The 25,176-nt window shown below is 66.1% G+C and carries 14 protein-coding genes and 3 rRNA genes; 7 read left to right on the forward strand and 10 right to left on the reverse strand.

The features are described from left to right. Window positions 1-41: 41 nt before the first annotated feature. Window positions 42-440, forward strand: a complete 399-nt coding sequence (locus OHA25_RS12100; protein ID WP_327590966.1) for a GNAT family N-acetyltransferase — start codon at window positions 42-44, stop codon at window positions 438-440. Here the strand turns inward: OHA25_RS12100 and OHA25_RS12105 are convergent. Further along, window positions 427-2,430, reverse strand: coding sequence for a molybdopterin-containing oxidoreductase family protein (locus tag OHA25_RS12105; RefSeq protein ID WP_327587653.1), 2,004 nt, complete (start codon window positions 2,428-2,430; stop codon window positions 427-429). The two genes, OHA25_RS12100 and OHA25_RS12105, sit on opposite strands and share 14 nt — an antisense overlap. 194 nt (window positions 2,431-2,624) lie before the next feature. Between OHA25_RS12105 and OHA25_RS12110 the strand changes: the two genes are divergently transcribed. After that, entirely contained in the window at window positions 2,625-5,000 is a 2,376-nt protein-coding gene (locus OHA25_RS12110; RefSeq protein WP_305923159.1) for a lysylphosphatidylglycerol synthase transmembrane domain-containing protein, read from the forward strand. On the opposite strand, the gene mgrA is transcribed toward OHA25_RS12110, so the two are convergent. Together mgrA and OHA25_RS12120 are read right to left on the reverse strand one after the other, a co-directional pair. Further along, the gene (gene mgrA / locus OHA25_RS12115) at window positions 4,969-5,967 is read right to left on the reverse strand and encodes an L-glyceraldehyde 3-phosphate reductase (protein WP_327587654.1); all 999 of its coding nucleotides are present in this window, start codon (window positions 5,965-5,967) and stop codon (window positions 4,969-4,971) included. The two genes, OHA25_RS12110 and mgrA, sit on opposite strands and share 32 nt — an antisense overlap. Next, on the reverse strand, window positions 5,964-8,054 hold the full coding sequence (locus OHA25_RS12120; RefSeq protein ID WP_327587655.1) for a S9 family peptidase: 2,091 nt from the start codon (window positions 8,052-8,054) through the stop codon (window positions 5,964-5,966). The genes mgrA and OHA25_RS12120 overlap by 4 nt, the downstream gene beginning before the upstream one ends. Before the next feature lie 362 nt (window positions 8,055-8,416). On the opposite strand from OHA25_RS12120, the gene OHA25_RS12125 reads away from it, so the two are divergent. The 3 genes from OHA25_RS12125 to rrf all read left to right on the forward strand — a co-directional run bounded on the left by OHA25_RS12125 (window position 8,417) and on the right by rrf (window position 13,546). Continuing rightward, a 16S ribosomal RNA gene (locus OHA25_RS12125) occupies window positions 8,417-9,940 on the forward strand. 308 nt (window positions 9,941-10,248) lie between these two features. Beyond that, window positions 10,249-13,355 (forward strand): 23S ribosomal RNA (locus OHA25_RS12130). A 74-nt stretch (window positions 13,356-13,429) separates the two neighbouring features. Further along, window positions 13,430-13,546, forward strand: a 5S ribosomal RNA gene (gene rrf / locus OHA25_RS12135). Together the 16S, 23S and 5S rRNA genes form the textbook arrangement of a ribosomal RNA operon. A gap of 60 nt (window positions 13,547-13,606) precedes the next feature. On the opposite strand, the gene OHA25_RS12140 is transcribed toward rrf, so the two are convergent. Continuing rightward, window positions 13,607-13,813: a hypothetical protein gene (locus OHA25_RS12140; protein WP_327587656.1), complete on the reverse strand. Its 207-nt coding sequence runs from the start codon at window positions 13,811-13,813 to the stop codon at window positions 13,607-13,609. A 479-nt stretch (window positions 13,814-14,292) separates the two neighbouring features. After that, window positions 14,293-15,057, reverse strand: coding sequence for a PhzF family phenazine biosynthesis protein (locus tag OHA25_RS12145; RefSeq protein WP_327587657.1), 765 nt, complete (start codon window positions 15,055-15,057; stop codon window positions 14,293-14,295). Between the two features lie 168 nt (window positions 15,058-15,225). Between OHA25_RS12145 and OHA25_RS12150 the strand changes: the two genes are divergently transcribed. Then, complete coding sequence (locus OHA25_RS12150) at window positions 15,226-15,609, forward strand: cell division protein SepF (RefSeq protein ID WP_305919704.1); 384 nt, start codon at window positions 15,226-15,228, stop codon at window positions 15,607-15,609. 214 nt (window positions 15,610-15,823) lie between these two features. Here the strand turns inward: OHA25_RS12150 and OHA25_RS12155 are convergent, their stop codons facing one another. The 5 genes from OHA25_RS12155 to OHA25_RS12175 form a co-directional block, all read right to left on the reverse strand. Continuing rightward, window positions 15,824-17,155, reverse strand: coding sequence for a hypothetical protein (locus tag OHA25_RS12155; protein WP_327587658.1), 1,332 nt, complete (start codon window positions 17,153-17,155; stop codon window positions 15,824-15,826). Window positions 17,156-17,276: 121 nt separating this feature from the next. After that, on the reverse strand, window positions 17,277-19,004 hold the full coding sequence (gene argS / locus OHA25_RS12160) for an arginine--tRNA ligase (protein ID WP_327587659.1): 1,728 nt from the start codon (window positions 19,002-19,004) through the stop codon (window positions 17,277-17,279). Next, window positions 19,001-21,310: an HAD-IC family P-type ATPase gene (locus tag OHA25_RS12165; RefSeq protein ID WP_327587660.1), complete on the reverse strand. Its 2,310-nt coding sequence runs from the start codon at window positions 21,308-21,310 to the stop codon at window positions 19,001-19,003. Before OHA25_RS12165 ends, argS begins: the two co-directional genes overlap by 4 nt. 87 nt (window positions 21,311-21,397) lie before the next feature. Next, entirely contained in the window at window positions 21,398-22,417 is a 1,020-nt protein-coding gene (plsX, locus tag OHA25_RS12170) for a phosphate acyltransferase PlsX (RefSeq protein ID WP_327587661.1), read from the reverse strand. A gap of 328 nt (window positions 22,418-22,745) precedes the next feature. Further along, window positions 22,746-23,303 carry a DUF1707 SHOCT-like domain-containing protein gene (locus OHA25_RS12175; RefSeq protein WP_327587662.1) on the reverse strand — a complete coding sequence of 186 codons (558 nt, stop codon included), beginning with the start codon at window positions 23,301-23,303 and terminating at the stop codon, window positions 22,746-22,748. A 201-nt stretch (window positions 23,304-23,504) separates the two neighbouring features. Here OHA25_RS12175 and OHA25_RS12180 point away from each other — a divergent pair, with 201 nt between their 5' ends. Next, window positions 23,505-24,821, forward strand: a complete 1,317-nt coding sequence (locus OHA25_RS12180) for a KamA family radical SAM protein (RefSeq protein WP_327590967.1) — start codon at window positions 23,505-23,507, stop codon at window positions 24,819-24,821. Window positions 24,822-25,176 lie beyond the last annotated feature (355 nt).

The raw sequence follows: 25,176 nt of genomic DNA on the forward strand, positions 1-25,176 counted from the left end.
TCCGCCAGGCCCGCAAGGAGGACGTGCCCGCGATCGTCGCGATGCTCGCCGACGATCCCCTGGGCGCCACCCGCGAGGGCGACCCCGCCGACGAGCGTTACCTGGCGGCCTTCGACCGGATCGACGCCAACCCCTACGACGAGCTGATCGTGGCCGAGCGTGACGGGAAGGTGGTGGGCACGATGCAGCTCACCTACCTGGCCGGGCTGTCGCGGCTCGGCGCCGAGAGGTGCTTGATCGAGGCGGTCAGGGTCGCCGCGTCCACGCGCGGGCAAGGGCTCGGCCGCACGATGATCCAGTGGGCGATCGATCGGGCCCGCGCCCGCGGTTGCGCCATGGTGCAGCTCACCTCCGACAAGTCACGCCAGGACGCGCACCGCTTCTACGACTCGCTCGGCTTCACGGCCTCCCACGAGGGCTACAAACTCAAGCTGGGCTGATCTCGACCAGGTTGTCGTGATAGCCGGGGCCCTTGCCCATGTCGCCGTCCCGCTCGGCCACGACCGCGTTCGCGTTGGCGCCGCCGGGGCTGAGCTTCGGCCAGCGGCCCTTCGCCGAAGCCACCACCCCGGCCGCCACCCGGTCGCTGATCTCCACATCGGCCAAGAACTCGCCGCCCTCGTTGTGCACCCGTACCCGCTGGCCTGCCGCCAGGCCGCGGGCCGCCGCGTCGGCCGGGTTGACCAGCACCACCGGGTCCTTGGCCCGCCGCCGCAGCTCGGGGTTGTTGCCGAAGATCGTGTTGAGGAAGGTGTGCGCGGCCGGCGTGATCAGCGCCAGCGGGTACGCCGAGCTCTCCGCCTGGGCCGTGTGGGACGGGACGTACGCCCGGCCGGACGGCGGGAAGCGCAGCCGCCCCGACGGCGTCGGGAAACCGTCGGCGAACGGGGTGAACGGCTGGGGATAGTTCATCCGCACCCAGCCCTCCTTGCGCAGCCGGTCGAGCGTGACGCCCTCCAGCGCCGGATGCCCGCTGGACAGCAGCTGCTCGGCCAGCTCCAGGTCCGAGTCGTACAACGACGGTTCAGTAAGCCCCATGTGCGCCGCCAGCCGCCGGAACGTCTCCGTCGTGGACAGGCACTCACCGGCCGGCTCCACCGCGGGCTCGTTCCACAGCAGGTACAGGTGCCCGTACCCGGCATGCAGGTCGTAGTGCTCGGTCTGCATGGTGGCCGGCAACACGATGTCGGCATAGTCCACCGTGTCGGTCGGGAACTGCTCCATGACGACCGTGAACAGGTCCTCGCGGGCGAGCTGCCGCCTGATCGCGTTTCCGTCGGGGGTCGAGCCGAGCGGGTTGGCCGCGTACACCCACAGGCATTTCACGTCGTCGAGCTGCGAGGCCAGCTTGGTCATGACCAGCGTGCGGACCGGCTTGGCCAGCAGGTCCTCGCGCGTGTCGATGTCGACGTGCACGTGGCCGCTGGTGGAGTAGGCGATGCCGCCGCCCGGGTGACGCCAGTCGCCGGTGACGCCGGGGATCGCGCCGATCGTGCGCATCGCCGTGCCGCCGCCCGCGTGCCGCTGGATGCCCATCGTGGCGCGGATGGCGGTCGGGCGGGTGTGGGCCAGCCTCATCCCCAGGCTGTGGATATCCGCGGCCGGGATGCCGGTGATCTCCGACACCTTTTCGATCGGGTGACGCAGGATCTCCTCGCGGAACTCCGGCCAGCCCTCGGTGTGCTCGGCCAGGAACTCCTCGTCCTGCGCGTTCTCCGCGAGCACGACGTTGAGCAGGCCGAGCGCGAGGGCCGCGTCCGTGCCGGGCCTGATCGGCAGGTACTCGTCGGCCTGGTCGGCGGTCCTGGTGCGGATCGGGTCGATGGCGACCACGTACGCGCCGTTCGCCCGGCCGTCCTGGATGAACTTCCACAGGTGGTGGCCGCTGGTCAGTGTGTTCGTGCCCCAGAGCAGGATCAGCTTGGACAGCGCGAAGTTCTCCGGGTCCATGCCGGCAGGGGTGCCGTTCGTCCGCTTCAGGCCGCTGCCGCCGGCCGCCGAGCAGATGTTGAGCCAGTGCTTGGAGGCGCCGAGCACGTTCCAGAACCGCCGGCCCGCCACGCCTTCGGCGCCCTGCAGGTAGCCCAGCGAGCCCGTGCCCAGATAGGGCCAGATCGCCTCGCCGCCGTGCTCCTCCACGATGCCGCGCAGCCGTACCGAGATCTCCTCCAGCGCCTCGTCCCACGTGATGCGCTCGAACCGGCCCGAGCCCTTGGGCCCGACGCGGCGCAGCGGGTGGAGAATGCGGTCGGCGGCCTGCGTGTGCTCCAGGTAACGGTTGACCTTCACGCAGAGCGCGCCTCGCGTGTATGGGTGGTCGGGGTTGCCGCGTAGCTTGACGGCCTTGCCATCGTTGACGGTGACGATCCAGGAACAGGTGTCCGGGCAGTCCAGCGGACATGCCCCCAATACCCTCAATTCGCCCGACATGGGACTCAGCTTACGTCGCGGAATCCGAATGAACTCCTGGAGCTCCACCGTGTAGCTTTGCTGCGCGGCCTCTGGATTGAGGACACTGGAAGCTAGAGATCGTACGGTCCGGCCGGGAAGGTGCAGAATCGCTGACGGTGGCCGATATCAGGGAAAGAGATGACGCGGCGGACCTCGCGGAGGAGGACCCAGCCGTGGCAGAGTCACGCGCGGACAACGACGTCTACGTCGTAGAGCCGCTGTTGCCGCAGCGCCTGCGGCGCCCGTCCGACCTGCTGCGCTTCTTCGCCACGCTGATCGTGCTCGGCGCGGTCATCCTCCTCGCCCTCGTCGCCAAGCAGACGCTCATCGGCCTCGAGGCCGACGTCAAGGAGGGCGCGGAGCTCGTCCCGCTGCTCAGCAGGATCGCGGCCTTCCTCGGCGGCGCGGCCGTGCTCGTGGTACCCGCGGCGTTCGCCGTCGAGCGGGTCTTCCACCGTGACGGCCTGCGGGTCGCCGAAGGCCTGATCGCCGCGATCATCGGCATGGCCGGGTCGTTCCTGCTCGGGCAGTGGCTCGTCGGGGGCAATCTCGACGACCTGCGCGTGCTGCTGACCGGCGACCGGGACATCGAGCCGCTGAACACGCTGCTCACCTCGGTCGTGGCGTACGCCACCGCCGTCCGCATCTCACGCCGCCCCACCTGGCGCATGCTGATGTGGACCACGATCGCCCTCTACATCCTGGCGTTCTTCTCCGGCCGGCAGATCACGCTGCCGAGCGCCATCGTGACCGTGGTGGTCGGCATGGCCATCGGCTACGCCACCCTGTACGGCGTCGGCAGCCCCAACACCAGGCCGCCGGGCAGCGCCGTGGTGTCCGCGCTCCGCAAGCTGTCGTTCATGGTGGTGTCGGCCCGGCGGGTCGAGGACGACTACCAGGGCAGCCGCCGTTACGCCATCGGGCTCAAGGACGGCAGCAGCCTCGACGTCACCGTGCTCGACCGGGACCGGCAGGTGGCCGGGCTGCCCTACCGGCTGTGGCGGCGCATCAGGCTCAACTCCGAGACCAGGCGCCGGGCCATCAGGTCGCTCAGGGCCGAGCTGGAGCGCGAGGCGCTCATGGCGTACGCCGCCCAGGCGGCCGGCGCGAGCACGCCCCGGCTCCTCGGCACCAGCGAGATCGGCACCGAGGCCGCGCTGCTCGCCTACGAGCACATCGAGACGCGTCCCCTCGACGAGGTGCCCGACGCGGACATCGACGACGAGCTGCTCGCCCAGATCTGGGAGCAGGTCGAGCTGCTGCAGGTCCAGCGCCTGGCGCACCGGCGGCTCACCGGTGACAGCATCCACCTTGACCGGGACGGACGCGTCGTGCTGACCGACGCACGCAGCGGCGAGATCGCCGCCGGCGACCTGCTGCTGCGGCTCGACGTCGCCCAGCTGCTCACCTACCTGGCGCTGCGCGTCGGCCCTGAGCGCTCGGTGCGGGCCGCGGCGGCCGTGATGGGCCCCGAGGCGCTGGCCGCCGCCATGCCGCTGCTCCAGCGCATCGCGCTCACCAGGGAGACCCGCTCGGCCCTGGCGAAGGAGAAAAACCTGCTGGCCGCGCTCCGCGAGCACATCGTCGCGCTCAAGCCGGTGGGCAAGGTCGAGGAGCTGCGCCTCGAGCGGTTCCGTCCGCGCACGCTGATCACGATCATCGCCAGCACGATCGCCGCGTACATCGTCCTCTACCAGCTCAGCCAGGTGGACGTCTACAAGGTGATCACCACGGCCAACTGGGCCTGGTCGGGGCTGGCGCTGGTCGCCGCGTTCGCCAGCTTCGTGGCCGCCGCGCTGATGCTGCGGGGATTCGTGCCCGAGCCGCTGCCGCTCTGGCGTACCGTGCTCGTGCAGTTCGCGTCCTCGTTCGTCAAGCTCGTGACGCCCCCGGCCGTGGGCGGCGTCGCGATCAACACCCGCTACCTGCAAAAGCGCGGCATCACGCCCGCGAGCGCGGTGGCCAGCGTGGGCGCCTCGCAGCTGATCATGCTGGTCTTCCACATCTCGCTGCTGCTGCTGTTCGCCTACATCACCGGCTCGACCACCGCCACCTCCTTCACGCCGTCGCGCGGGCTCGTCGTGGCGCTGCTGGCCATCGCGCTGCTGGTCGTCGTGGTGCTCGGCGTGCCGCCGGTGCGCAGGATGGTCACGTCACGGCTGCGCAAGCTGTTCGGCAACGTGCTGCCGCGGCTGCTCGACGTGCTGCAGTCGCCGCTCAAGATGATCGAGGCGGGCCTGGGCACGCTCACGATCACCATCGCGTTCGTGGCCTGTCTGTACGCCTGCGTGGCGGCGTTCGGCGGTGAGATCAGCTTCACCGCCGTCGCCGTCGTCTACCTCACGGCCAACGCGATCGGCTCGGCCGCGCCCACACCCGGCGGGCTCGGCGCGGTCGAGACCGCGCTCATCCTGGCGCTGATCGCGGCAGGTGTGCCGCAAGCGGTGGCCACGTCGGCCGTGTTGTTGTACCGGCTGCTCACGTTCTGGCTGCCGGTGCTGCCCGGCTGGGCCTCCTTCACCTACCTCCAGAGGCACAGCGCTCTGTGATCTTGTCTATGGCCTCGAGTTCGTCCTCGGTGAAGTCGGGGCCGTCGACGCAGGCCACGTTGTCCTCCAGCTGTTTCACGCTGCTCGCGCCGATGAGCACGCTCGTCACCCGCGGGTCCCTGAGCGTCCACGACAGCGCCATCTGAGCCAGCGTCTGCCCCCGGCCCCTGGCGACCTCGTTGAGATCGCGCGCCAGCTCCGCGTCGACCCGGTCGGGGGAGAGGAAGCGGCTGGTGGCGGCCCGCGAGTCGGCGGGCACCCCGTCCAGGTAGCGGTCGGTCAGCACGCCCTGCGCCAGCGGCGAGAACACGATGCAGCCCATCCCCGCCTCCTCCACAGCGTCCAGCAGCCCGTCCTCGATCCACCGGTTGATCATCGAGTAGGACGGCTGGTGGATGAGCAGCGGCGTGCCCAGCTCCCGCATGATCCGCGCGGCCTGCGTGGTCTGCTCGGCCGAGTAGTTGGAGATGCCCGCGTACAGCGCCTTGCCCGAGCGCACCGCCCGGTCCAGCGCCCCCATGGTCTCCTCCAGCGGCGTCTCCGGGTCGGGAAGGTGGCTGTAGAAGATGTCCACGTAGTCCAGGCCCATCCGCTGGAGGGACTGGTCCAGGCTGGCCAGGAGGTATTTGCGGGAGCCCCACTCGCCGTAGGGGCCGGGCCACATGTCGTAGCCGGCCTTGGTGGAGATCACCAGTTCGTCCCGATATTTGCGGAAATCTTCGTTCATGATCCGGCCGAAGGTCTTCTCCGCCGACCCATACGGCACGCCGTAGTTGTTGGCCAGGTCGAAGTGCGTCACGCCGAGGTCGAACGCCTGCCGCAGGATCGCCCGGGAGTTCTCGATCGGCCGGTTGTCGCCGAAGTTGTGCCACAGTCCCAGCGAGACCGCCGGCAACTTCAGCCCGCTGCGGCCACTGCGGTTGTACGGCTGGCGCTCATAGCGCCCCTCGTCGGCCTGATACGTCATGACGTGCCCCTCTCGATGATCCAGGACAGCGCGAACGCCTCCTCGCGCCAGGCGTCGTACCGGCCGCTGCGCCCGCCGTGACCCGCCCCCATCTCCGTCTTCAGCAGGAAGGGGCCGCCCTGCGCGGTCGAGCGCAACCGGGCGATCCACTTCGCCGGCTCGTGGTAGAGGACGCGGGTGTCGTTCAGGCTCGTGATCGCCAGGATCGGCGGGTACGACCTGCCGTCCACGTTCTCGTACGGGGTGTAGCTCTTCATGTAGGCGTACACGTCCGGGTTGTGCAGGGGGTCGCCCCACTCATCCCATTCGATCACGGTCAGCGGCAGCGACGGGTCCAGGATGGTGTTGAGCGCGTCCACGAACGGCACCTCGGCCACCACACCCGCGAACTCCTCCGGCGCCAGGTTCGTCACCGCGCCCATCAGCAGGCCGCCCGCCGAGCCGCCCCTGGCGATGACGCGCTCGCTCCAGCCCGTCGCCTTCAGGTGCCTGGCCACGGCCACGAAGTCGGTGAACGTGTTGCGCTTCCTGGTGAGCTTGCCGTCCTCGTACCAGTGGCGGCCCATCTCGCCACCGCCCCTGACGTGCGCGACGGCGAAGACGAACCCGCGGTCCAGCAGCGACAGCCTCGGCACCGAGAAGCCCGGGTCGATGGAGGTCTCGTAGCTGCCGTACCCGTACAGCACGGTCGGGGCGGGCTTGCTCGCGTCCTTCCGCTTCACGATCGACACCGGGATCCTCGTCCCGTCCTCGGCCGTGGCCCACTCCCTGAACTGCTCGTAGTCGGCCGGCTCGTAGCCGCCGAGCACCGGGCGCCGCTTGAGCAGGATCAGCTCGTGGGTGTCGAGCTCGTAGTCGTACACGCTGGGCGGGGTCACCATGCTCGTGTAAGCCAGCCTGAGCCGCTTGGTGATGAACTCCGGGTTGCCTGCCGGGCCGACGTCGTACAGCGGCTCGGGGAAGTCGATCTCGTACGCGTTCCGCTCGGCCGCCTCGACGCGCTCGCGCCAGTCGGCGATCGTGCTCGGGTACGGCAGAACCCGCAGGCCCGTCAGCCCGTCGCGGCGGAAGTGCACCACGGCGTGGCCCTCGAACGCGTCGATCTCCAGGAGCCTGGTGTCGTCGCGGTGCGCGATGATCGGCGTCCAGGCGCCCGGGTCGTGGAGCGGAGCCGTGGCCAGCTCGAAGTTCTCGGCGTTCTCGTTGTGCAGGATGTAGAAGAAGTCGCCCGCGTGCTCGACGCTGTATTCCATCCCCGTCGTCCGGGGCCGGACGATACGGAACTCGCCGGCGGGGTCGTTCGCGTCGAGGATGCGCACCTCACTGGTGATCTTGCTGCCCGCGCCGAGCACCAGGTAGCGCTCGCTGCGCGTCAGCCCGATGCCGACCCAGTAACGTTCGTCGGTCTCCTCGTAGACCAGCACGTCCTCCTCAGTGCCGAGGGTGTGCCGGTAGACCTGGAACGGGCGCCAGGCGTCGTCGACGCGCGTATAGAAGAACGCCGAGCCGTCGGCCGACCAGGAGCCGCCGTAGAAGATGTCGGCGATCTCGTCGGGCAGCAGCTCACCCGTCTCGAGGTTCTTGAACCTCAGGGTGAAGCGCTCGTCCCCCTTGTAGTCGGTCGAGTAGGCCAGCATCGTGCCGTCGGGCGTGACGGCGCTGGTGCCGATCGAGAAGAACGCGCTGTCGCCGGCGAGTTCGTTGCCGTCGAGGATCACCTGCTCGCGGTCGAGTTTGCCGCCTGGGGTGATCTCCGGTGGCGCGTCGCTGTCCGCGGGGACGCGGCAGGAGACCGCGTACTGCTTGCCCTCCTCGGTGCGGCTGAAATACCACCACGCGCCCTTGCGGCTCGGCACCGACAGGTCGGTCTCCTGGGTGCGGCCCTTGATCTCCTGGAACACCTGCTCCTGGAGGTCGGAGAGGTGACCGGTCTGCTGCTTGAGGAACTCGTTCTCCGCCTCCAGGTAGGCCTTGGTATCCGGATCTTCCTTGTTGCTCAGCCAGGCGTACTCGTCGATGACGGTGTCGCCGTGATGGGTCCGCTCGGTAGGAATCTTCTTCGCCAGTGGCGGCGTGTTGCTGCTCACGTGGGGAGTCTATGTTCGGTCGTGATCGTTCTGTGTCCGAAGAACACGACGAACCGTCCCGAGCGGTCTGAGAGCGCTGCTAATCTCTAGAAGCCGACGCGGTGCGGCGCAACCCACTCCTCCTCCACTCCGGTGGACTTGGCGTGTTGTGCGCGTTGTACCAGAAGCCCAGTCAATTTGACAGGGATTCGGGCGGCTGAAAGAATAAAGACATAACGCAAGACCGAAACGAAACGCCGGAAAACGCGTCCGTTTCTTGAGAACTCAACAGTGTGTTAAAAGCCAGTGCATGTGCATCACACATGTATGACCCCGTCATTTTTGACGGTTATTGCTTGGATGATTCATCCGAACATGATCATTGTTTGGAGAGTTTGATCCTGGCTCAGGACGAACGCTGGCGGCGTGCTTAACACATGCAAGTCGAGCGGAAAGGCCCTTCGGGGTACTCGAGCGGCGAACGGGTGAGTAACACGTGAGCAACCTGCCCCTGACTCTGGGATAAGCCCGGGAAACTGGGTCTAATACCGGATACGACCGCCTCCGGCATCGGGTGGTGGTGGAAAGTCTTTTCGGTTGGGGATGGGCTCGCGGCCTATCAGCTTGTTGGTGGGGTAGTGGCCTACCAAGGCGACGACGGGTAGCCGGCCTGAGAGGGCGACCGGCCACACTGGGACTGAGACACGGCCCAGACTCCTACGGGAGGCAGCAGTGGGGAATATTGCGCAATGGGCGGAAGCCTGACGCAGCGACGCCGCGTGGGGGATGACGGCCTTCGGGTTGTAAACCTCTTTCAGCAGGGACGAAGTTGACGTGTACCTGCAGAAGAAGCGCCGGCTAACTACGTGCCAGCAGCCGCGGTAATACGTAGGGCGCAAGCGTTGTCCGGAATTATTGGGCGTAAAGAGCTCGTAGGTGGCTGGTCGCGTCTGCCGTGAAAGCCCGCAGCTTAACTGCGGGTCTGCGGTGGATACGGGCCGGCTAGAGGTAGGCAGGGGCAAGTGGAATTCCTGGTGTAGCGGTGAAATGCGCAGATATCAGGAGGAACACCGGTGGCGAAGGCGGCTTGCTGGGCCTTACCTGACGCTGAGGAGCGAAAGCGTGGGGAGCGAACAGGATTAGATACCCTGGTAGTCCACGCTGTAAACGTTGGGCGCTAGGTGTGGGGGTCTTCCACGATCTCCGTGCCGGAGCTAACGCATTAAGCGCCCCGCCTGGGGAGTACGGCCGCAAGGCTAAAACTCAAAGGAATTGACGGGGGCCCGCACAAGCGGCGGAGCATGTTGCTTAATTCGACGCAACGCGAAGAACCTTACCAAGGTTTGACATCACCCGGAAAGCTCCAGAGATGGGGCCCTCTTCGGACTGGGTGACAGGTGGTGCATGGCTGTCGTCAGCTCGTGTCGTGAGATGTTGGGTTAAGTCCCGCAACGAGCGCAACCCTTGCTCCATGTTGCCAGCACGCCTCTTCGGGGGTGGTGGGGACTCATGGGGGACTGCCGGGGTCAACTCGGAGGAAGGTGGGGATGACGTCAAGTCATCATGCCCCTTATGTCTTGGGCTGCAAACATGCTACAATGGCCGGTACAGAGGGTTGCGATACCGCGAGGTGGAGCGAATCCCTAAAAGCCGGTCTCAGTTCGGATTGGGGTCTGCAACTCGACCCCATGAAGTCGGAGTCGCTAGTAATCGCAGATCAGCAACGCTGCGGTGAATACGTTCCCGGGCCTTGTACACACCGCCCGTCACGTCACGAAAGTCGGCAACACCCGAAGCCCGTGGCCCAACCAGCTTGCTGGGGGGAGCGGTCGAAGGTGGGGCTGGCGATTGGGACGAAGTCGTAACAAGGTAGCCGTACCGGAAGGTGCGGCTGGATCACCTCCTTTCTAAGGAGCATCTTCACCCATCGCCACCGAACGTGTGGTGGGGTGACAGCTCACTAGTGGAGCACTGGCTACTCAGCTAGGCCGGGTTGCCGGACTGCTAGTACCGCCCGCCCCCTCAAAGGGGTGGGAGTGGGAACGGAGTTACCGGGGGCTTGGACTGGGTCTGGACACACTGTTGGGTCCTGAGGGAACGGGCATTGCGCTCGGTTTCTTCGGACACAGGACCGGTGAACAGCTCGCGGTTGCGGGTTGGGATCCGGTTGCTGTTTGTTGTTTGAGATTTGCATAGTGGACGCGAGCATCTTTGTGGCCAAGTTTTTTAGGGCACACGGTGGATGCCTTGGCATCAGGAGCCGATGAAGGACGTGGGAGGCTGCGTTAAGCCTCGGGGAGTCGCCAACCAGACGTTGATCCGGGGATGTCCGAATGGGGAAACCTAGCACCAGTCATGTGGTGTTGCCTCCGCCTGAATGTATAGGGCGGTTGGTGGTAACGCGGGGAAGTGAAACATCTCAGTACCCGTAGGAAGAGAAAACAAGAGTGATTCCGTGAGTAGTGGTGAGCGAAAGCGGATGAGGCTAAACCGGGCGTGTGTGATAGCCGGCAGGCGTTGCACGTCCGGGGTCGTGGGACCCTCTGGCAGTCTCTGCCGAGTCTGCAAGAAGTGATAAACCTTCGAGGTAGTTGAAAGCTCTGGGAAGGGCTGCCGTAGACCGTGAGAGCCGGGTAGGCGAAATCTTGAAGGCTTCTTGAGGGGATCCCAAGTAGCACGGGGCCCGAGAAATCCTGTGTGAATCTGCCAGGACCACCTGGTAAGCCTAAATACTCCCTGGTGACCGATAGTGCACGAGTACCGTGAGGGAAAGGTGAAAAGTGCCCCGGTGAGGGGTCGTGAAAGAGTACCTGAAACCGTGTGCCTACAAGCCGTAGGAGCTTACATGAGGTTCGCCTTGTGTGTGATGTGACTGCGTGCCTTTTGAAGAATGAGCCTGCGAGTTATGGTGTGTGGCGAGGTTAACCCGTGTGGGGGAGCCGTAGCGAAAGCGAGTCTGAAGAGGGCGTTTGAGTCGCATGCTGTAGACCCGAAGCGGAGTGATCTACGCATGGGCAGGTTGAAGCTCAGGTAAGACTGGGTGGAGGACCGAACCCACCAGGGTTGAAAACCTGGGGGATGATCTGTGTGTAGGGGTGAAAGGCCAATCAAACTCCGTGATAGCTGGTTCTCCCCGAAATGCATTTAGGTGCAGCGTCACGTGTTTCTTGCCGGAGGTAGAGCACTGGATGGCCGATGGGCCCGACAAGGTTACTGACGTCAGCCAAACTCCGAATGCCGGTAAGTGAGAGCGTGGCAGTGAGACTGCGGGCGATAAGGTTCGTAGTCGAGAGGGAAACAGCCCAGATCACCGACTAAGGCCCCTAAGCGTGTGCTAAGTGGGAAAGGATGTGGAGTCGCAGAGACAACCAGGAGGTTGGCTTAGAAGCAGCCACCCTTGAAAGAGTGCGTAATAGCTCACTGGTCAAGTGATTCTGCGCCGACAATGTAGCGGGGCTCAAGCACACCGCCGAAGTCGTGGCACTGACAGCTATGTGCTGTTGGTGGGTAGGGGAGCGTCGTGCAGCCGGTGAAGCAGCAGAGTGATCTAGTTGTGGAGGCTGTGCGAGTGAGAATGCAGGCATGAGTAGCGAATCGAGGGTGAGAAACCCTCGCGCCGGATGACCAAGGGTTCCTGGGGCAGGCTAATCCGCCCAGGGTAAGTCGGGACCTAAGGCGAGGCCGACAGGCGTAGTCGATGGACAACGGGTTGATATTCCCGTACCCGCTTCAATGCGCCCATATCGAACCCCTTGATACTAAGAGTCCTTAAGTCCCTGACGCTCTTCGGAGTGTGGGTGAGGCTGAACGCTCGACCTGATTGGGTAGTAGGTAAGCGATGGGGTGACGCAGGAAGGTAGTCCAGCCCAGGCGATGGTTGACCTGGGGTAAGCATGTAGGGCGGAACGTAGGTAAATCCGCGTTCCATTCAGCCTGAGATGTGATGCCGAGCCGATTGTGGTGAAGTGGATGATCCTATGCTGCCGAGAAAAGCCTCTAGTGAGTGTTGTGGCGGCCCGTACCCTAAACCGACTCAGGTGGTCAGGTAGAGAATACTAAGGCGATCGGGTGAACTGTGGTTAAGGAACTCGGCAAATTGCCCCCGTAACTTCGGGAGAAGGGGGACCTCTGCTGGTGATCGGACTAGCTCTGTGAGCTGGTGGGGGTCGCAGTGGCCAGGGGGAAGCGACTGTTTACTAAAAACACAGGTCCGTGCGAAGTCGTAAGACGATGTATACGGACTGACGCCTGCCCGGTGCCGGAACGTTAAGGGGACCGCTTAGTCAGCGCAAGCTGGCGAAGGTGAGAACTTAAGCGCCGGTAAACGGCGGTGGTAACTATAACCATCCTAAGGTAGCGAAATTCCTTGTCGGGTAAGTTCCGACCTGCACGAATGGCGTAACGACTTCCCCGCTGTCTCAACCGCAGACCCGGCGAAATTGCACTACGAGTAAAGATGCTCGTTACGCGCAGCAGGACGGAAAGACCCCGGGACCTTCACTACAGCTTGACATTGGCGTTTGGAGCGTCTTGTGTAGGATAGGTGGGAGACTGGGAAGCTCGGACGCTAGTTCGGGTGGAGTCATTGGTGAAATACCACTCTGGTCGTTTTGAACGTCTAACCCTGGTCCGTGATCCGGATCGGGGACAGTGTCTGGTGGGTAGTTTAACTGGGGCGGTTGCCTCCTAAAGAGTAACGGAGGCGCCCAAAGGTTCCCTCAGCCTGGTTGGCAATCAGGTGTCGAGTGTAAGTGCACAAGGGAGCTTGACTGTGAGACTGACGGGTCGAGCAGGAGCGAAAGCTGGGACTAGTGATCCGGCATCGGCATGTGGAAGCGGTGTCGCTCAACGGCTAAAAGGTACCCCGGGGATAACAGGCTGATCTTCCCCAAGAGTCCATATCGACGGGATGGTTTGGCACCTCGATGTCGGCTCGTCGCATCCTGGGGCTGGAGTAGGTCCCAAGGGTTGGGCTGTTCGCCCATTAAAGCGGTACGCGAGCTGGGTTTAGAACGTCGCGAGACAGTTCGGTCCCTATCCGCTGCGCGCGCAGGAGACTTGAAAGGGGCTGTCCCTAGTACGAGAGGACCGGGACGGACGAACCTCTGGTGTGCCAGTTGTACCGCCAGGTGCACGGCTGGTTGGCTACGTTCGGAAGGGATAACCGCTGAAAGCATCTAAGCGGGAAGCTCGCCTTGAGATGAGGTCTCCCACCACGAGAGTGGGTAAGGCCCCCGGTAGACGACCGGGTTGATAGGCCGGAGGTGGAAGCGCGGTAACGCGTGGAGCTGACCGGTACTAATAGGCCGAGGACTTGACCACAAAGCAGACTTTTCTAGTCGTTGCTCGCGTCCACTACGCAATTCTGAGACAGCAAACAGGCTGTTTCTCAGGGTTACGGCGGTTATGGCGGGAAGGAAACACCCGGTTACATTCCGAACCCGGAAGTTAAGCTTCCCTGCGCCGATGGTACTGCACTCGGGAGGGTGTGGGAGAGTAGGTCACCGCCGGACAATCTTTGATTGGGGAAAGCCCCGACGCACAACGCGTCGGGGCTTTTCTGTTTCCTGCACTCAGCTCGCCGCCGACCTGATCCTCTTCGAGCCGCGCGGCGCCGGCTTCAAGCCCGCGCCGGGCGAGTCGCGACTCTCCTCCCTGGGAACGAGCGCCCTGGCAAGGTCGGTGATCTTGTCGAACAGAGCGAGCACGAACTCCCGGCCTTCGACCCGCCAGATCAGGAACGGGAGAACGGGCGCCATCAGCGCGACCACGGGGATCAAGAGGAGAACCAAAAGCGCACCGAGTGCCACTCGTTGCCAGGTTGCGTTTATCACGATCATCTGCGATCCCGGTCCACGGTCCGTTGGGTCAGTTCCCAGACGCCGGCGGCGCCTTTTCCCCCCGGAACGCGTGTCCGTTGGCACGGGACATCGCGGATGATCCAGCTGCTTCGTCAGCCCTGAATGAGGAACGACCTGTCCCCGGGTTCCATCATTCTGGATCGCGTCGCTACGACATTAACCCGTCAACTCCGCGGTGAGCAAGCGCTTGCGATGGCCACGGCAGCTCTTGGGAGCCCTGTAGGGGCCCCGCACTCGTGCGGTCTCGTGGGGTTGGTTGAGGCCGGGGGCGTATGCCAACGGGAACGGTCGAACCGGTCAGCGCACCCTTGAGCGGTTGGAGATGGGAGTCAGGATCTGCCGGCGACACGCGCGTCCCGCTCTGTGTAATCTCGCGATCGCGTAAAGTGAGATCCATGTCAGACATGCAAGGTGCCCGAGAGGACTGTCACGGCTCGGCCGGCCAGATGCACGCGGTCGCCGTCCAGCGTCACGCGGACCAGGCCGCCTCGCCTCGACAGTTGGGCGCCGACCAATGAGGCGCGACCCAGGCGGGCCGACCAATACGGCGAGAGCGCACAATGCGCCGAACCCGTTACCGGGTCCTCGGGGACGCCGACCTTGGGGGCGAAGAAACGGGAGACGAAATCCGTGTCGGTGCCGCGGGCGGTGACGATGACACCTCTGGCGTCCAGGGCGGCCAAGGCGGTGATATCGGGGGAAAGGGTCCGCACGGTTTCCTCAGAGTCCACCTCCACCAGCAGGTCAAGGTGGCTATTTCCGACCTGCACAGGTGTCACGCCGAGTGCTTTCTCCAGGCCGCCGGGCACGGGGGCGGGGGTCACCTCCTTGGCCGGGAAATCCATCGTGATCATGCCGTCGCCGAGACGATTCACGGTAAGCGTGCCGCTCGCCGTCTTGAATTCGAGCTGCCCCGTCGCCGCGCCCGTGGAATAGAGCACGTGGGCCGTCGCCAACGTGGCATGACCACAGAGCGTGACCTCAACTGCAGGGGTGAACCAGCGCAACGAATCGCCGAGCAGGAAGGCGGTCTCGGAGAGGTTCATCTCGGCGGCTACGCTCTGCATCCAGCTGTCAGTAACCGGAGTCTCCAGCAGGCAGACGGCCGCCGGATTACCCTGGAAAGCTGTGCTGGTGAAGGCGTCAACAGTGAAGAGGCGCATGTGGCTGATGCTATACGGGCCACGGATATCGAGCTGCAAGCGAGCTGCAAGCCGTACAAAATGGAATTAGGGCTGGGCGTGTCGCGTGGCGAATGAGGAATCGTCGGTTACCGTCCAATGTGTAGGGACGTGCCGATTACGGTGAGTTCCTGAGGAAAGGACAAGCCGATGGGGGCAGTGCGCAAGGTGGTGAGCTACCTTGGCCTGAGCGGGGTCGATCACTACGACGAGGGCTATGACGACGACGAGCACTACGAGGACGAGTACGTCCCGGCGACCGAGCGGGCCGCCAGACGGTGGCGCGCGAACGTCGACTCGTCGCGCATCGTGATGGTCCAGCCGCTCAAGTACAACGACGCGCCGTTGATCGGTCAGCACTTCCGTGAAGGGCAGACAGTGATCATGGACGTCTCCGGCATGGCGATGCCCGAGGCGACGCGGATGGTCGACTTCGCCGCCGGACTGGCCTTCGGGTGCGAGGGGCGGATCGAGCGCATCGCCGATCGTGTCTTCCTGCTCGCCCCGTCTCATGTGGAGATCGAGACGACTTAAGAGCAACACCTGCTGAGCGCTGAGCGGGCTGCCGCCGCGGTGGCTCGCCTCCAGTGCGTCCGCGACGGTTGGCGGAATGGTGCTGTTCGGCTGGCCGGTTCAGTGCGATGAGCCGGGTCGGGAGCAGCGACCGGGGCGGCGGCGTTCAGCGGGTCCGCTGCAGCGACCGGGGCGGCGGCTTCAGCGGGTCAGCGCAGCTCTTGCCAGACATCCATTACGCGGCGCGCGGGCCGCGACGGATCAGCCGAGTCAGTTCGGCTGCGTCGTCGGCGGCCTGCTTCGCACGTTCGTCCGCTTCGCGAGCGTACGCGTGCAGCGCCCACACCGCCCCTTCGGCCAGTTCCCTCAGCTCGCCGACCTGGGCCCCCACGAACTGCGCGTCCGCTTGGACCAGTTTGCGGCGCTGCCAGAGTTGCCAGCCGGCCAGGCCGATCATGGTCACGCCGGCCGCCGCGAGCAGGCTGTTGACCACCACCGCCCCGATGAGGCAGGCGATCCCGGTCACGATCAGGATCATCGCGGCCCACGGGAGAGGGCGCGGCACGGCTCCTTCGGTGATGATCGAGTGCTCGGCCGCGGCCAGCGAGGACTGGTCGGGGCCTTCGGGACGCAGGTGGATGCGGTGGCCGAGCAGCGGCACGGTGAGCGTGGCAGGTGGCTCCAGCCGGCTGTCGGCCTCCAGTTCCTCGGCCACGCCACGCAGGACCGGCGCCGCCACGTGCAGCGCGATCGCCGCGAGGTGCGGGTCGGCGCCGGGACGCAGGTCGTCGAGCAGGTGCGTGCCGAGCGAGGCCATCGGCCCTTCGGGACCGCCAGAGCCGATCAGCGAGCGCAGCACGGCGAGCGGCTCGTCTTCGGCCCAGGTCACGGCCGGGCTGCCCGAGCTGTTGTCGAGCGGGGCGGTGGAGTCGTGCTCGGCCTGCCGGGTCGAGGTGATCTCCGCGCATCGGCCGCGCAGCCTCCTCAGGCGATCGGCGGCCATGGACGGCCGGGCCAGCTCGGGGATCTCGGCCATCTCCGGGAAGTCGACCAGCGACGGAGGAACGACGACCGTCGGCTTGCCGGGGATCAACGCCTGGACCCACTGCTCGGGGTCGGCGTGCTCCTGGACGGCCAGGGCGTCGAGCTTGCGCAGGACGAAGATCTTGCCGGCCGGGCCGTACGCGCCTCTGGCGGCGGCCAGCCACAGCGAGCGCTGGCCGTGCGTGACCGGCCGGTCGAGTGACAGCTCGCCGAAGGCGGTGCCCAGCCACGAGGCGTGGATGCGGCTGCCCTGCCCGGACACCGCGAGCGCCAGGCACAGGAAGAGCGCGGTCCGCTGCTGGTCGCGACCGGCCGCCCGGCTCAGCGGCTCCAGCGGGTCGTCGCCGGCGAGAATCGCGGCCAGTGCCTCGATGGCCGGGGGAAGCCAGTAGCTGGGTACGTCGCGAAACCCCGGTGCGGCGGGTGGCACGCTGCCGTTCGCGGCGAGGTGCGCCAGCAGAGCCTCGGCGTAACGATGCACCTCCGTCGCTGCCTGGGGGCTCGCAGTCAGGTCCGTGCTCAAGGCAGAGAACTCCCCCATGTCGGCCTCAGTTCATGACCGCGTAAAGCGTAGTCGTTGGGGCGCGCCAATCCGGTGGAGGCGCGCCCACAACACGGAACGGGGACTTTGAACCAACTGTCTGTTACATACGCTCGGGGACGGGAACGCCCAGAAGGCCGAGCCCGGTCTCCAGCACGCGCAGGGTCAGCGCGCACAGGGCGAGCCGGTGATCCCTCGTCTCGGGGTCGACGCCCGCCTTGATCACCGGGCACTCCTCATAGAACGTGCTCAGGAGACTAGCGGTCTGGTAGAGGAAGGCACAGAGCCGGTGCGGCTCGGAGTCGGTTGCGACCTGCGCGACGAGCTCGCCGAAACCGAGCAGGTGGAGGCCCAGGGCGCGTTCGGCAGGCGCGGCCAGCACGATCGAGGCCGTCGCGTCGGCCGGGTCGACCCCCGCCCTGCGGAAGATCGAGCGGATGCGGGCCGTCGCATATTGCATATAGGGGCCGGTGTTGCCCGTCGTGGCCACCATGCGGTCGAGGTCGAAGACATACTCGCTGTCGTGGCTGACCGACAAATCGGCATATTTCACGGCAGCCATACCCACGGCATGGGCGATCTCCCGCTGGGTCGTCTCGTCGTAACCCCGGTCCGCGATCAGCGCCGACGCCCGGTCGATGGCCTCCTGCAGCAGGTCCATCAGTTTGACGGACTCGCCGGAACGGGTCTTGAACCTGCGACCGTCCTTGCCCAGCATCATGCCGATCTGGACGTGCTCGGCCGACACGGTGTCCGGAAGCCAGCCGGCCAACTTCGCCGCCGAGAACACCATCCTGAAGTGCAGCGCCTGATCGGCGCCCACTACGTAGAGGATCCGGTTGGCCTTGAGGTCGTGGACGCGGTAGCGGATGGCCGCCATGTCCGTGGTGGCGTACCCGTAACCGCCGTCGCTCTTCCTGATGATGAGCGGCAGCGGCTTGTCGTCGGAACCGGTGAAACCGGGCGGGAACACGCACAGCGCGCCTTCGCTCATCACCGCCGTCCCGGACGCCTCCAGGTCGTCGCAGGTCTTGTCCAGCATGGGGTTGTACATGCTCTCGCCGGCGATGTCGGCATCGGTCAGCGTCACACCGAGCAGCTCGTAGAGCTTGTTGAAGTAGCGCACGGTGGCGTCCATGAAGACGTGCCAGAGCCGCATCGTGGTGGGGTCGCCGCCCTGCAGTGTGGTCACCCGCGAGCGGGCACGCTGCCTGAACGCCTCGTCGCCGTCGAACTTGACCCGGGCCGCCTGGTAGAACTCCGTCCCCATGCCGGCTTCGAGCTGCGCGACCGCGGTCTCCTCACCGATGTCGAGGAGGTGCTCGATGAGCATGCCGAACGGCGTGCCCCAGTCGCCCAGATGGTTTTGCCTGATCACGGTGTTGCCGAGGTGCTCGTGCAGGCGGGCCAGCGAGTCGCCGACGATGGTGGTGCGCAGGTGGCCGACGTGCATCTCCTTGGCGGCGTTAGGCGCGGAATAGTCGACCACCACGGTCTGCGACGGCGTGATCATCCCGACGCCGAGCCGCGGGTCGGCCGCCATCTGCTGTGCCTCGGCCGCGATCCATGAGTCATCGAGTGTGATGTTGAGGAAGCCGGGCCCGCTGACCTCGACCGTGCCGGGGAAGTCCGACAGCTCCGCCTTGATCGCCTCGGCGACCTCCCGCGGCGCCCGTCGCAGTCGCTTCGCCAGGCTCAGCGCGACGTTCGCCTGGAAGTCGGCGAACTGGGAAGGCCGGATCAGCGGATCTGCGTCGGCGTGCTCCGAGCCGAACGCGTGCGCCAGCGCCTGCTGGACGCGCTCGGTGAGCACTATCTGCGGGTCGGTCATGCTCTAAGGGTACCGGCGACCTTGACCGCGATGCTGATCGCCGCGGCCGCCACGAGCGAGACACCGACGGCGGTCAGGTCGTTGCTGATGTCACCGGGTTCGAGCGCGAAGAACGCCCTGACGAACGGCAACGTCAACCCGATCCCGAACGCCACCGCCATGGAGGCGACCAGCACCACCCGCCACCAGTTGAGCGGCCTGGCGATCAGCACGAGCACCCACCACGTGGTGAGGAACAGCGTGATCACCGCGGACGTCTGGTCCTCGACGAGCGTGGAGGTCCCGCTGTGCGCGGCCCAGAACGACACCAGCACCGCCACCGCGCACAGCACCCCCGCTGGCACGGCGAACCGCAGCACGCGGGGCACGAACCCGGGCTTGGCGCGCTCGAGGGTGGGCGCGAGGGCGAGGAATAAGGCCGGGACGCCGATGGTCAGGGCGTTCGTCAGGGTCGAGTGGCGGGGAGCGAACGGGAACATCACCCCGGCCACGCCGACGGCCAGCGATAACACGATCGCGTAGAAGGTCTTGGTGAGGAACAGGTTGGAGACCCGTTCGATGTTGGCCAGAACCCGGCGGCCCTCTCCCACGACGTGCGGCAGTGTCGCGAACTTGTTGTCCAGGAGCACCACCTGCGCGACCGCCTTGGTCGCCGGGCTGCCCGCCCCCATCGCGATGCCCAGGTCGGCGTCCTTCAGCGCCAGCACGTCGTTGACGCCGTCGCCGGTCATCGCCACGGTGTGGCCGCGGGCCTGCAGCGCGGCGATGAACGTGCGTTTCTGCTGCGGGCTGACCCGGCCGAAGACGGCGTGCGCGTCCAAGAGCTCGCCCAGCTTCTCCATGTCGTCGTCAGGGAGGGTTCTGGCGTCGACCGAACGGTCGCCGCCAGGGATGCCCAGCCCGGTGGCGATCGCGGAGACCGCCTCAGGGTTGTCGCCGGAGATCACCTTGACCGTCACGCCCTGCTCGGCGAAGTAGCGGAGGGTCTCGCGGGCGTCGGGCCTGATGCGCTGTTTGAGCGTCACCAGCGCGACAGCCTGGAGCGCCACGCGCCCGCCGTCCGCCACGGATCTTGTGGCCGGGGCGGACGAGAGGCCGCCGGTTGGGGCGGGGAGGCGGTCGGCGCTGCAGAGTGCGAGGACGCGGGCGCCCGTGGTGGCCAGTTCGGCGGCCCGTGCATACCCCTCGCCGCCGTCCAGCAGGACGTCTGGGGCGCCGAGCACCCAGACGCCGCGCTCGCCGAAGTCGGCGCCGCTCCACTTGCGTGCCGAAGAGAACGGCACGCTCTCGCGGGCGGTCCAGCCGTCGTCGGCGGAGTAATGGGCCCGGATGGCCTGGGCGGTGGCGTTCGGCCGCTGGTCGACGTGGGACAGGGCGGCCAGCGCGCCGTCGATCGGCTGGTCGTCGCGCAGCGGCAGCACCTCGTCGAGGTCCATGCCGCCGGCGGTGAGGGTGCCCGTCTTGTCCAGGCAGAGCACGTCCACCCTGGCCAGGCCTTCGATTGCGGGCAGCTCCTGGACCAGGCACTTGCTGCGACCCAGGCGTACGACGCCGACCGCGAACGCGATCGAGGTCATCAGCACCAGACCCTCGGGGATCATGGTCACGATGCCCGCGACGGCGCCGGTGATCGCGGTGCCGAAGTCGACCGAGTTGCTGACCTGGCTGTAGATCAGCAGGGCGCCGATCGGGATGACCAGCCAAGTGATGTACTTGATGAAGTTCGCGACGCCCGCGCGCAGCTCGGAGTGCGCGAGATGGAACTTGCCGGCCTCCTCGGCCAGTTTCACGGCGTACGCGTCGGTGCCGACCTTCGTGGCCACGAACGCGCCCGAGCCCGCCACCGCGAAGCTGCCCGACAGGACCTCGTCGCCCGCCTTCTTGTGCACGGGGTCGGCCTCGCCGGTCAACAGCGACTCGTCGACCTCGAGCCCGTCGGACCGGACCACCTCGCCGTCCACCAGCAGACGGTCTCCGGGGCCGAGCAGGACCAGGTCGCCGAGCACGACCTGGCGGGGCTGGATCTCCTGCTCCCTGCCGTCCCGCCGGACCCGGACGGGCGCCTCGTTGATCACCGCTAGCTTGTCGAGCGTACGTTTGGCACGCAGCTCCTGGACGATACCGATCAACGCGTTGGCCACGATGATCAACCCGAACAGGCCGTCCTGCCACTCACCGAAGATCAGGATCAGCACCCAGAGCACGCCGATGACGAAGTTGAACAGCGTGAGGACGTTCGCTCTGATGATCGCGCCGAGCGATCTGCTCGACCGGCGCGGGACGTGGTTGGCCTTCGCGAGCGCCACTTGCGCCGAGGTGAGCCCATCCACCGTTAAGGCAAGCCCGTCCACATAACCCCCCGTATCTGTGGATCGGTGTCACAGACTACGGGGTCACCACAGCCGGTGTGAGCGATGTGTGGCGGCTACCCTCTCGCCGATTCCGGCCACGATGCCTTCAGCGGACAGGTCGGCCGCGAGCCGGCAGGCCGCGCTGATCGCCGGCGCCTTGGCCGAGCCGTGGGCGATGACGACGGTGCCGTTCAGCCCGAGCAGCACCGCTCCGCCGTACGCCTCCGCGTCGAGGCGGCGGTGCAGCTCACGCAGGCGTGACCGCTGGAGCGCCGCGCCCAGCCTGGCCAGTCTGCTGTCCTCGATCGTGTGCTTGAGCTCCGCGAACGCGTACCGGACCGCGCCCTCCATGGTCTTCAGCGCCACGTTGCCGGTGAACCCGTCGGTCGTGATCACCTCGACCTTGCCGGTCAGCAGGTCATAGCCCTCCACGTTGCCGGCGAAGTTGATGTCGGGGGAGGTCTGCAGCAGCTCGTGGGCGCGCTTGATGAGCTTGGTGCCCTTTTCGGCCTCGGCGCCGATCGTGAGCAGGCCGACCCTGGGCTGGGTGATGCCGTAGGCCAGCTCGGCGTAGGCCGTGCCCAGGTGCGCGAACTGCACCAGCATCTCGGGCTTGACCTCGGCGTTGGCGCCGGCGTCCACGAGCAGCGTCGGGCGGGGGAGCGTGGGGAGCGCCACGGCTATGGCGGGTCGCTGCACGCCCTGTTGCGCCTTGAGTCGCAGCCTGCCGGTGGCCACGATGCCTGCCGTGGACCCGGCCGACACGACCGCGCTGGCGTCGCCGCGCCGTACGAGGTGGCAGGCGATCGCGATGCTGGAGCGGGGGCGGCGCAGGCTGGCCAGGGCGCCCTCGTCCATCGCCAGGGCCTCCTCGGCCCGGACGATCGGGACCTCTTTGGTGGCGTCGTGGTCGGCGAGCGCCTCGTAGAGCACGCGGGGGGAGCCCACGAGCACGATGGGCAGGCCGCGCTCGCGCACGGCGTGCACCGCACCCGCCACGATCTCGTGCGGTGCGTGGTCGCCCCCCATGGCGTCCAGCGCGATGGGCTTGCTGTCGGACAATGATCACCTCGTACGGCATCGAGCCCGCCGTCACGGCTTGGCCGAAACGCGGGCTCGGTATGTCCGCATCGTAGGCGAGGCAGCTGCAAGGTTAACCGGCGGGTAGGACCTCTTGGTTCCCACCATCGCCCCTTCCAGTCCCACCCTCTTAGGGGACTGAATCGGAACCTCCTACTGCGCGGGCGCAATCGACGAATGTGCACGCCGCCGACGGCCGACATGTCAGCCTTAGGGGGTCAAGAAGGCTCCGCTGGTCACGCGAGCTGCCGCTCTCCGCCCCAAGCGCGCCGCTTAGGCAGCCGCGGTGCGGCGGGAGAACGGTAGGAGATCAATGCAGGTTCCAGTCGTCCTTACCGCGGGAGACGATCACCTTCGAGAACACGGACCTCCCCGTCACCCGGATCAGCGGCCCATCCGCATGGGACCCGCCCGTCACATTGCGCTTGCCGAACATCGATCCCCCCTCGTCGATGACATGGGCGTTGTCGGGAACCCGTACGATGAGCTTGCTGAACCAGGCGTTCGTCTCGATCGTGATCTCCCTCCCGGGCAGCACGGCGTCCGAGAGGTCGATGATGAGCGCCCCGAAGCGCGCGGTGAGCTTGGTGTTGCGGGACGCCACCCAGCGGCCCTTGCGCACGATCTTGCTGAACTTCGAGTCGATCTTCTGCCGCTCGATGGCGACGGGCACGTTGGACGCGGACACCTCGGGCAGGTCCCGGGTCAGGGGGACGAGCTCGCCGGCCGTCTTCGCCGTGTAGGCGAGGTCCAGGCGGTCCGCGTGCTCGACGCTGGTCAGTCTTCCTGTGGCGAGCGCCTCGCTCAGCACCGCGGCCACGCGGTCGCGGTCGGCGTCCGAGGCGCGCAGGTCTGGATCGTCGGTCACGAAGAGTCAGTCTAGGCCAATTCGCGATATGTCGCGAGTGGCGTGAACCGATTGCTGATCGTTTCCGTGAACCTGAAGGAAAACTTGGAGGCCAGCGGAACCGCTGACGCGGCGGGGAGCGTCCGGGTATTAAGGACCGTAGACGCGCGACAGGGTCGTGAGGTTTACACCCGATCGAACAAAAAAGATGGGAAAGGCCTAGTGATCTTGAACCAAGCTGGCACACGACGCTTCAAGGCGTACACGTCCAAGCACCTCGACGAGCTCCTCCAGCGGGCGGGGCTCGGCGACGAGGAGCGGCTGAAGGTCCGCGCCGTGGCCACGGTGCTGCCTTTCCGGACGAACGCCTATGTCGTGGATGAACTCATAGATTGGTCGGCAGCGCCCGACGACCCCATTTACCGGCTCGTCTTCCCTCAGGAGGACATGCTTCCCGCTGCTGACGTCGCCAGGCTGGCCGATCTGCTGAAGGCCGAAGCGCCCAACGCCGAGATCCAGGCCGAAGCGAACCGCGTACGCGCGCAGCTCAACCCGCATCCTGCAGGTCAGAAGGAGCTCAACGTCCCGAAGATGGACGAGGAGCCTGTGCCTGGCATGCAGCACAAATATCAAGAGACCGCGCTGATCTTCCCTAAGCAAGGGCAGACCTGTCACGCCTACTGCACCTACTGCTTCCGGTGGGCCCAGTTCGTTGGTGACGCGGACCTGAAGTTCGCCTCCGATGACATCGGTCAGATGGTGAGCTACCTTCGCCGGCATCCCGAGGTGACCAGCGTCCTGATCACCGGCGGCGACGCCATGATCATGGGCGAGCCCGTCATCAGGCGATATATCGAGCCGCTGCTCCAGTTGGAGCAGTTGGAATCGATCAGGATCGGCACCAAGGCGCTGGCCTACTGGCCGCAGCGTTTCACCACCGACCCCGACGCGGACGCCACGCTCGGCCTGTTCGAGGAGGTGGTGAACGCGGGCAAGAACCTCGCGTTCATGGCCCACTTCTCGCACCCACGCGAGCTGGAGTCGCCGCTGGTCGAATCAGCGGTCAAGCGTATTCTCGGCAGCGGAGCCACGATCAGGACCCAGGCGCCGCTGATCCGATCCATCAACGACGATCCCGTGGTGTGGTCCTCCATGTGGCGGCGGCAACTCAGGATGGGGATGATCCCCTACTACATGTTCATCGAACGCGACACCGGGCCGCAGGATTACTTCGCCGTTCCCCTGGCCCGCGCGTACGAGATCTTCAGGGATGCGTACTCGACGGTGTCCGGACTCTGCCGTACGGTCCGGGGCCCGTCCATGTCGGCCACGCCCGGGAAGGTGTGCGTCGACGGCGTCACGGAAATCGCCGGGGAGCAGGTCTTCATGCTCCACTTCATTCAGGCGCGCGACCCCTCCCTGGTGGGGCGGCCGTTCTTCGCGCGCTACGACCCGACGGCGGTCTGGCTGACGGATCTGCGCCCGGCCTTCGCCGAGCGTTTTCCGTTCGAGCCGGCCGAAGCACTGCTGCCGGTCTGAGCGGTCCAGCGCGTCCACAGCAACCGGAAAATTCGCGGCCCTCCGGCCCGGCACAATTGTTTTCGCGACCCCATTGTGCCCGGGCCGGAGGGCCGCTCCGCGCCTTCCCGCACGCGCCGCAATCGCCTGCGCTATATCGGAAACAAGACCCTCCTATTTCCGTTTTGTCTTCCCGCTCAACGCTCCCCCCGCACTCGGTAACCGGGCTGCAAACCCCTGCTACATGGGCATTCATGCGCCTGCGGCCGATCATCGCGAGTGATAGAACTGCTGGCGTAGCTCAGCCGCGATGCCACGCTCCGTGTGGTGCCCATAGCGTGTACGCCGCGGCATACGGGGGTTATCGATTCGCATT

It is taken from the genome of Nonomuraea sp. NBC_00507, assembly GCF_036013525.1.
Classification (GTDB): Bacteria; Actinomycetota; Actinomycetes; order Streptosporangiales; family Streptosporangiaceae; genus Nonomuraea.

Coding starts and splice junctions, on each gene's coding strand:
- mgrA (WP_327587654.1), bottom strand. CDS start 5,967: ATGACGTATCAGGCCGACGAGGGGCGCTATGAGCGCCAGCCGTACAAC.
- OHA25_RS12105 (WP_327587653.1), bottom strand. CDS start 2,430: ATGTCGGGCGAATTGAGGGTATTGGGGGCATGTCCGCTGGACTGCCCG.
- OHA25_RS12145 (WP_327587657.1), bottom strand. CDS start 15,057: ATGCGCCTCTTCACTGTTGACGCCTTCACCAGCACAGCTTTCCAGGGT.
- argS (WP_327587659.1), bottom strand. CDS start 19,004: ATGACCGACCCGCAGATAGTGCTCACCGAGCGCGTCCAGCAGGCGCTG.
- OHA25_RS12150 (WP_305919704.1), top strand. CDS start 15,226: ATGGGGGCAGTGCGCAAGGTGGTGAGCTACCTTGGCCTGAGCGGGGTC.
- OHA25_RS12100 (WP_327590966.1), top strand. CDS start 42: ATGCTCGCCGACGATCCCCTGGGCGCCACCCGCGAGGGCGACCCCGCC.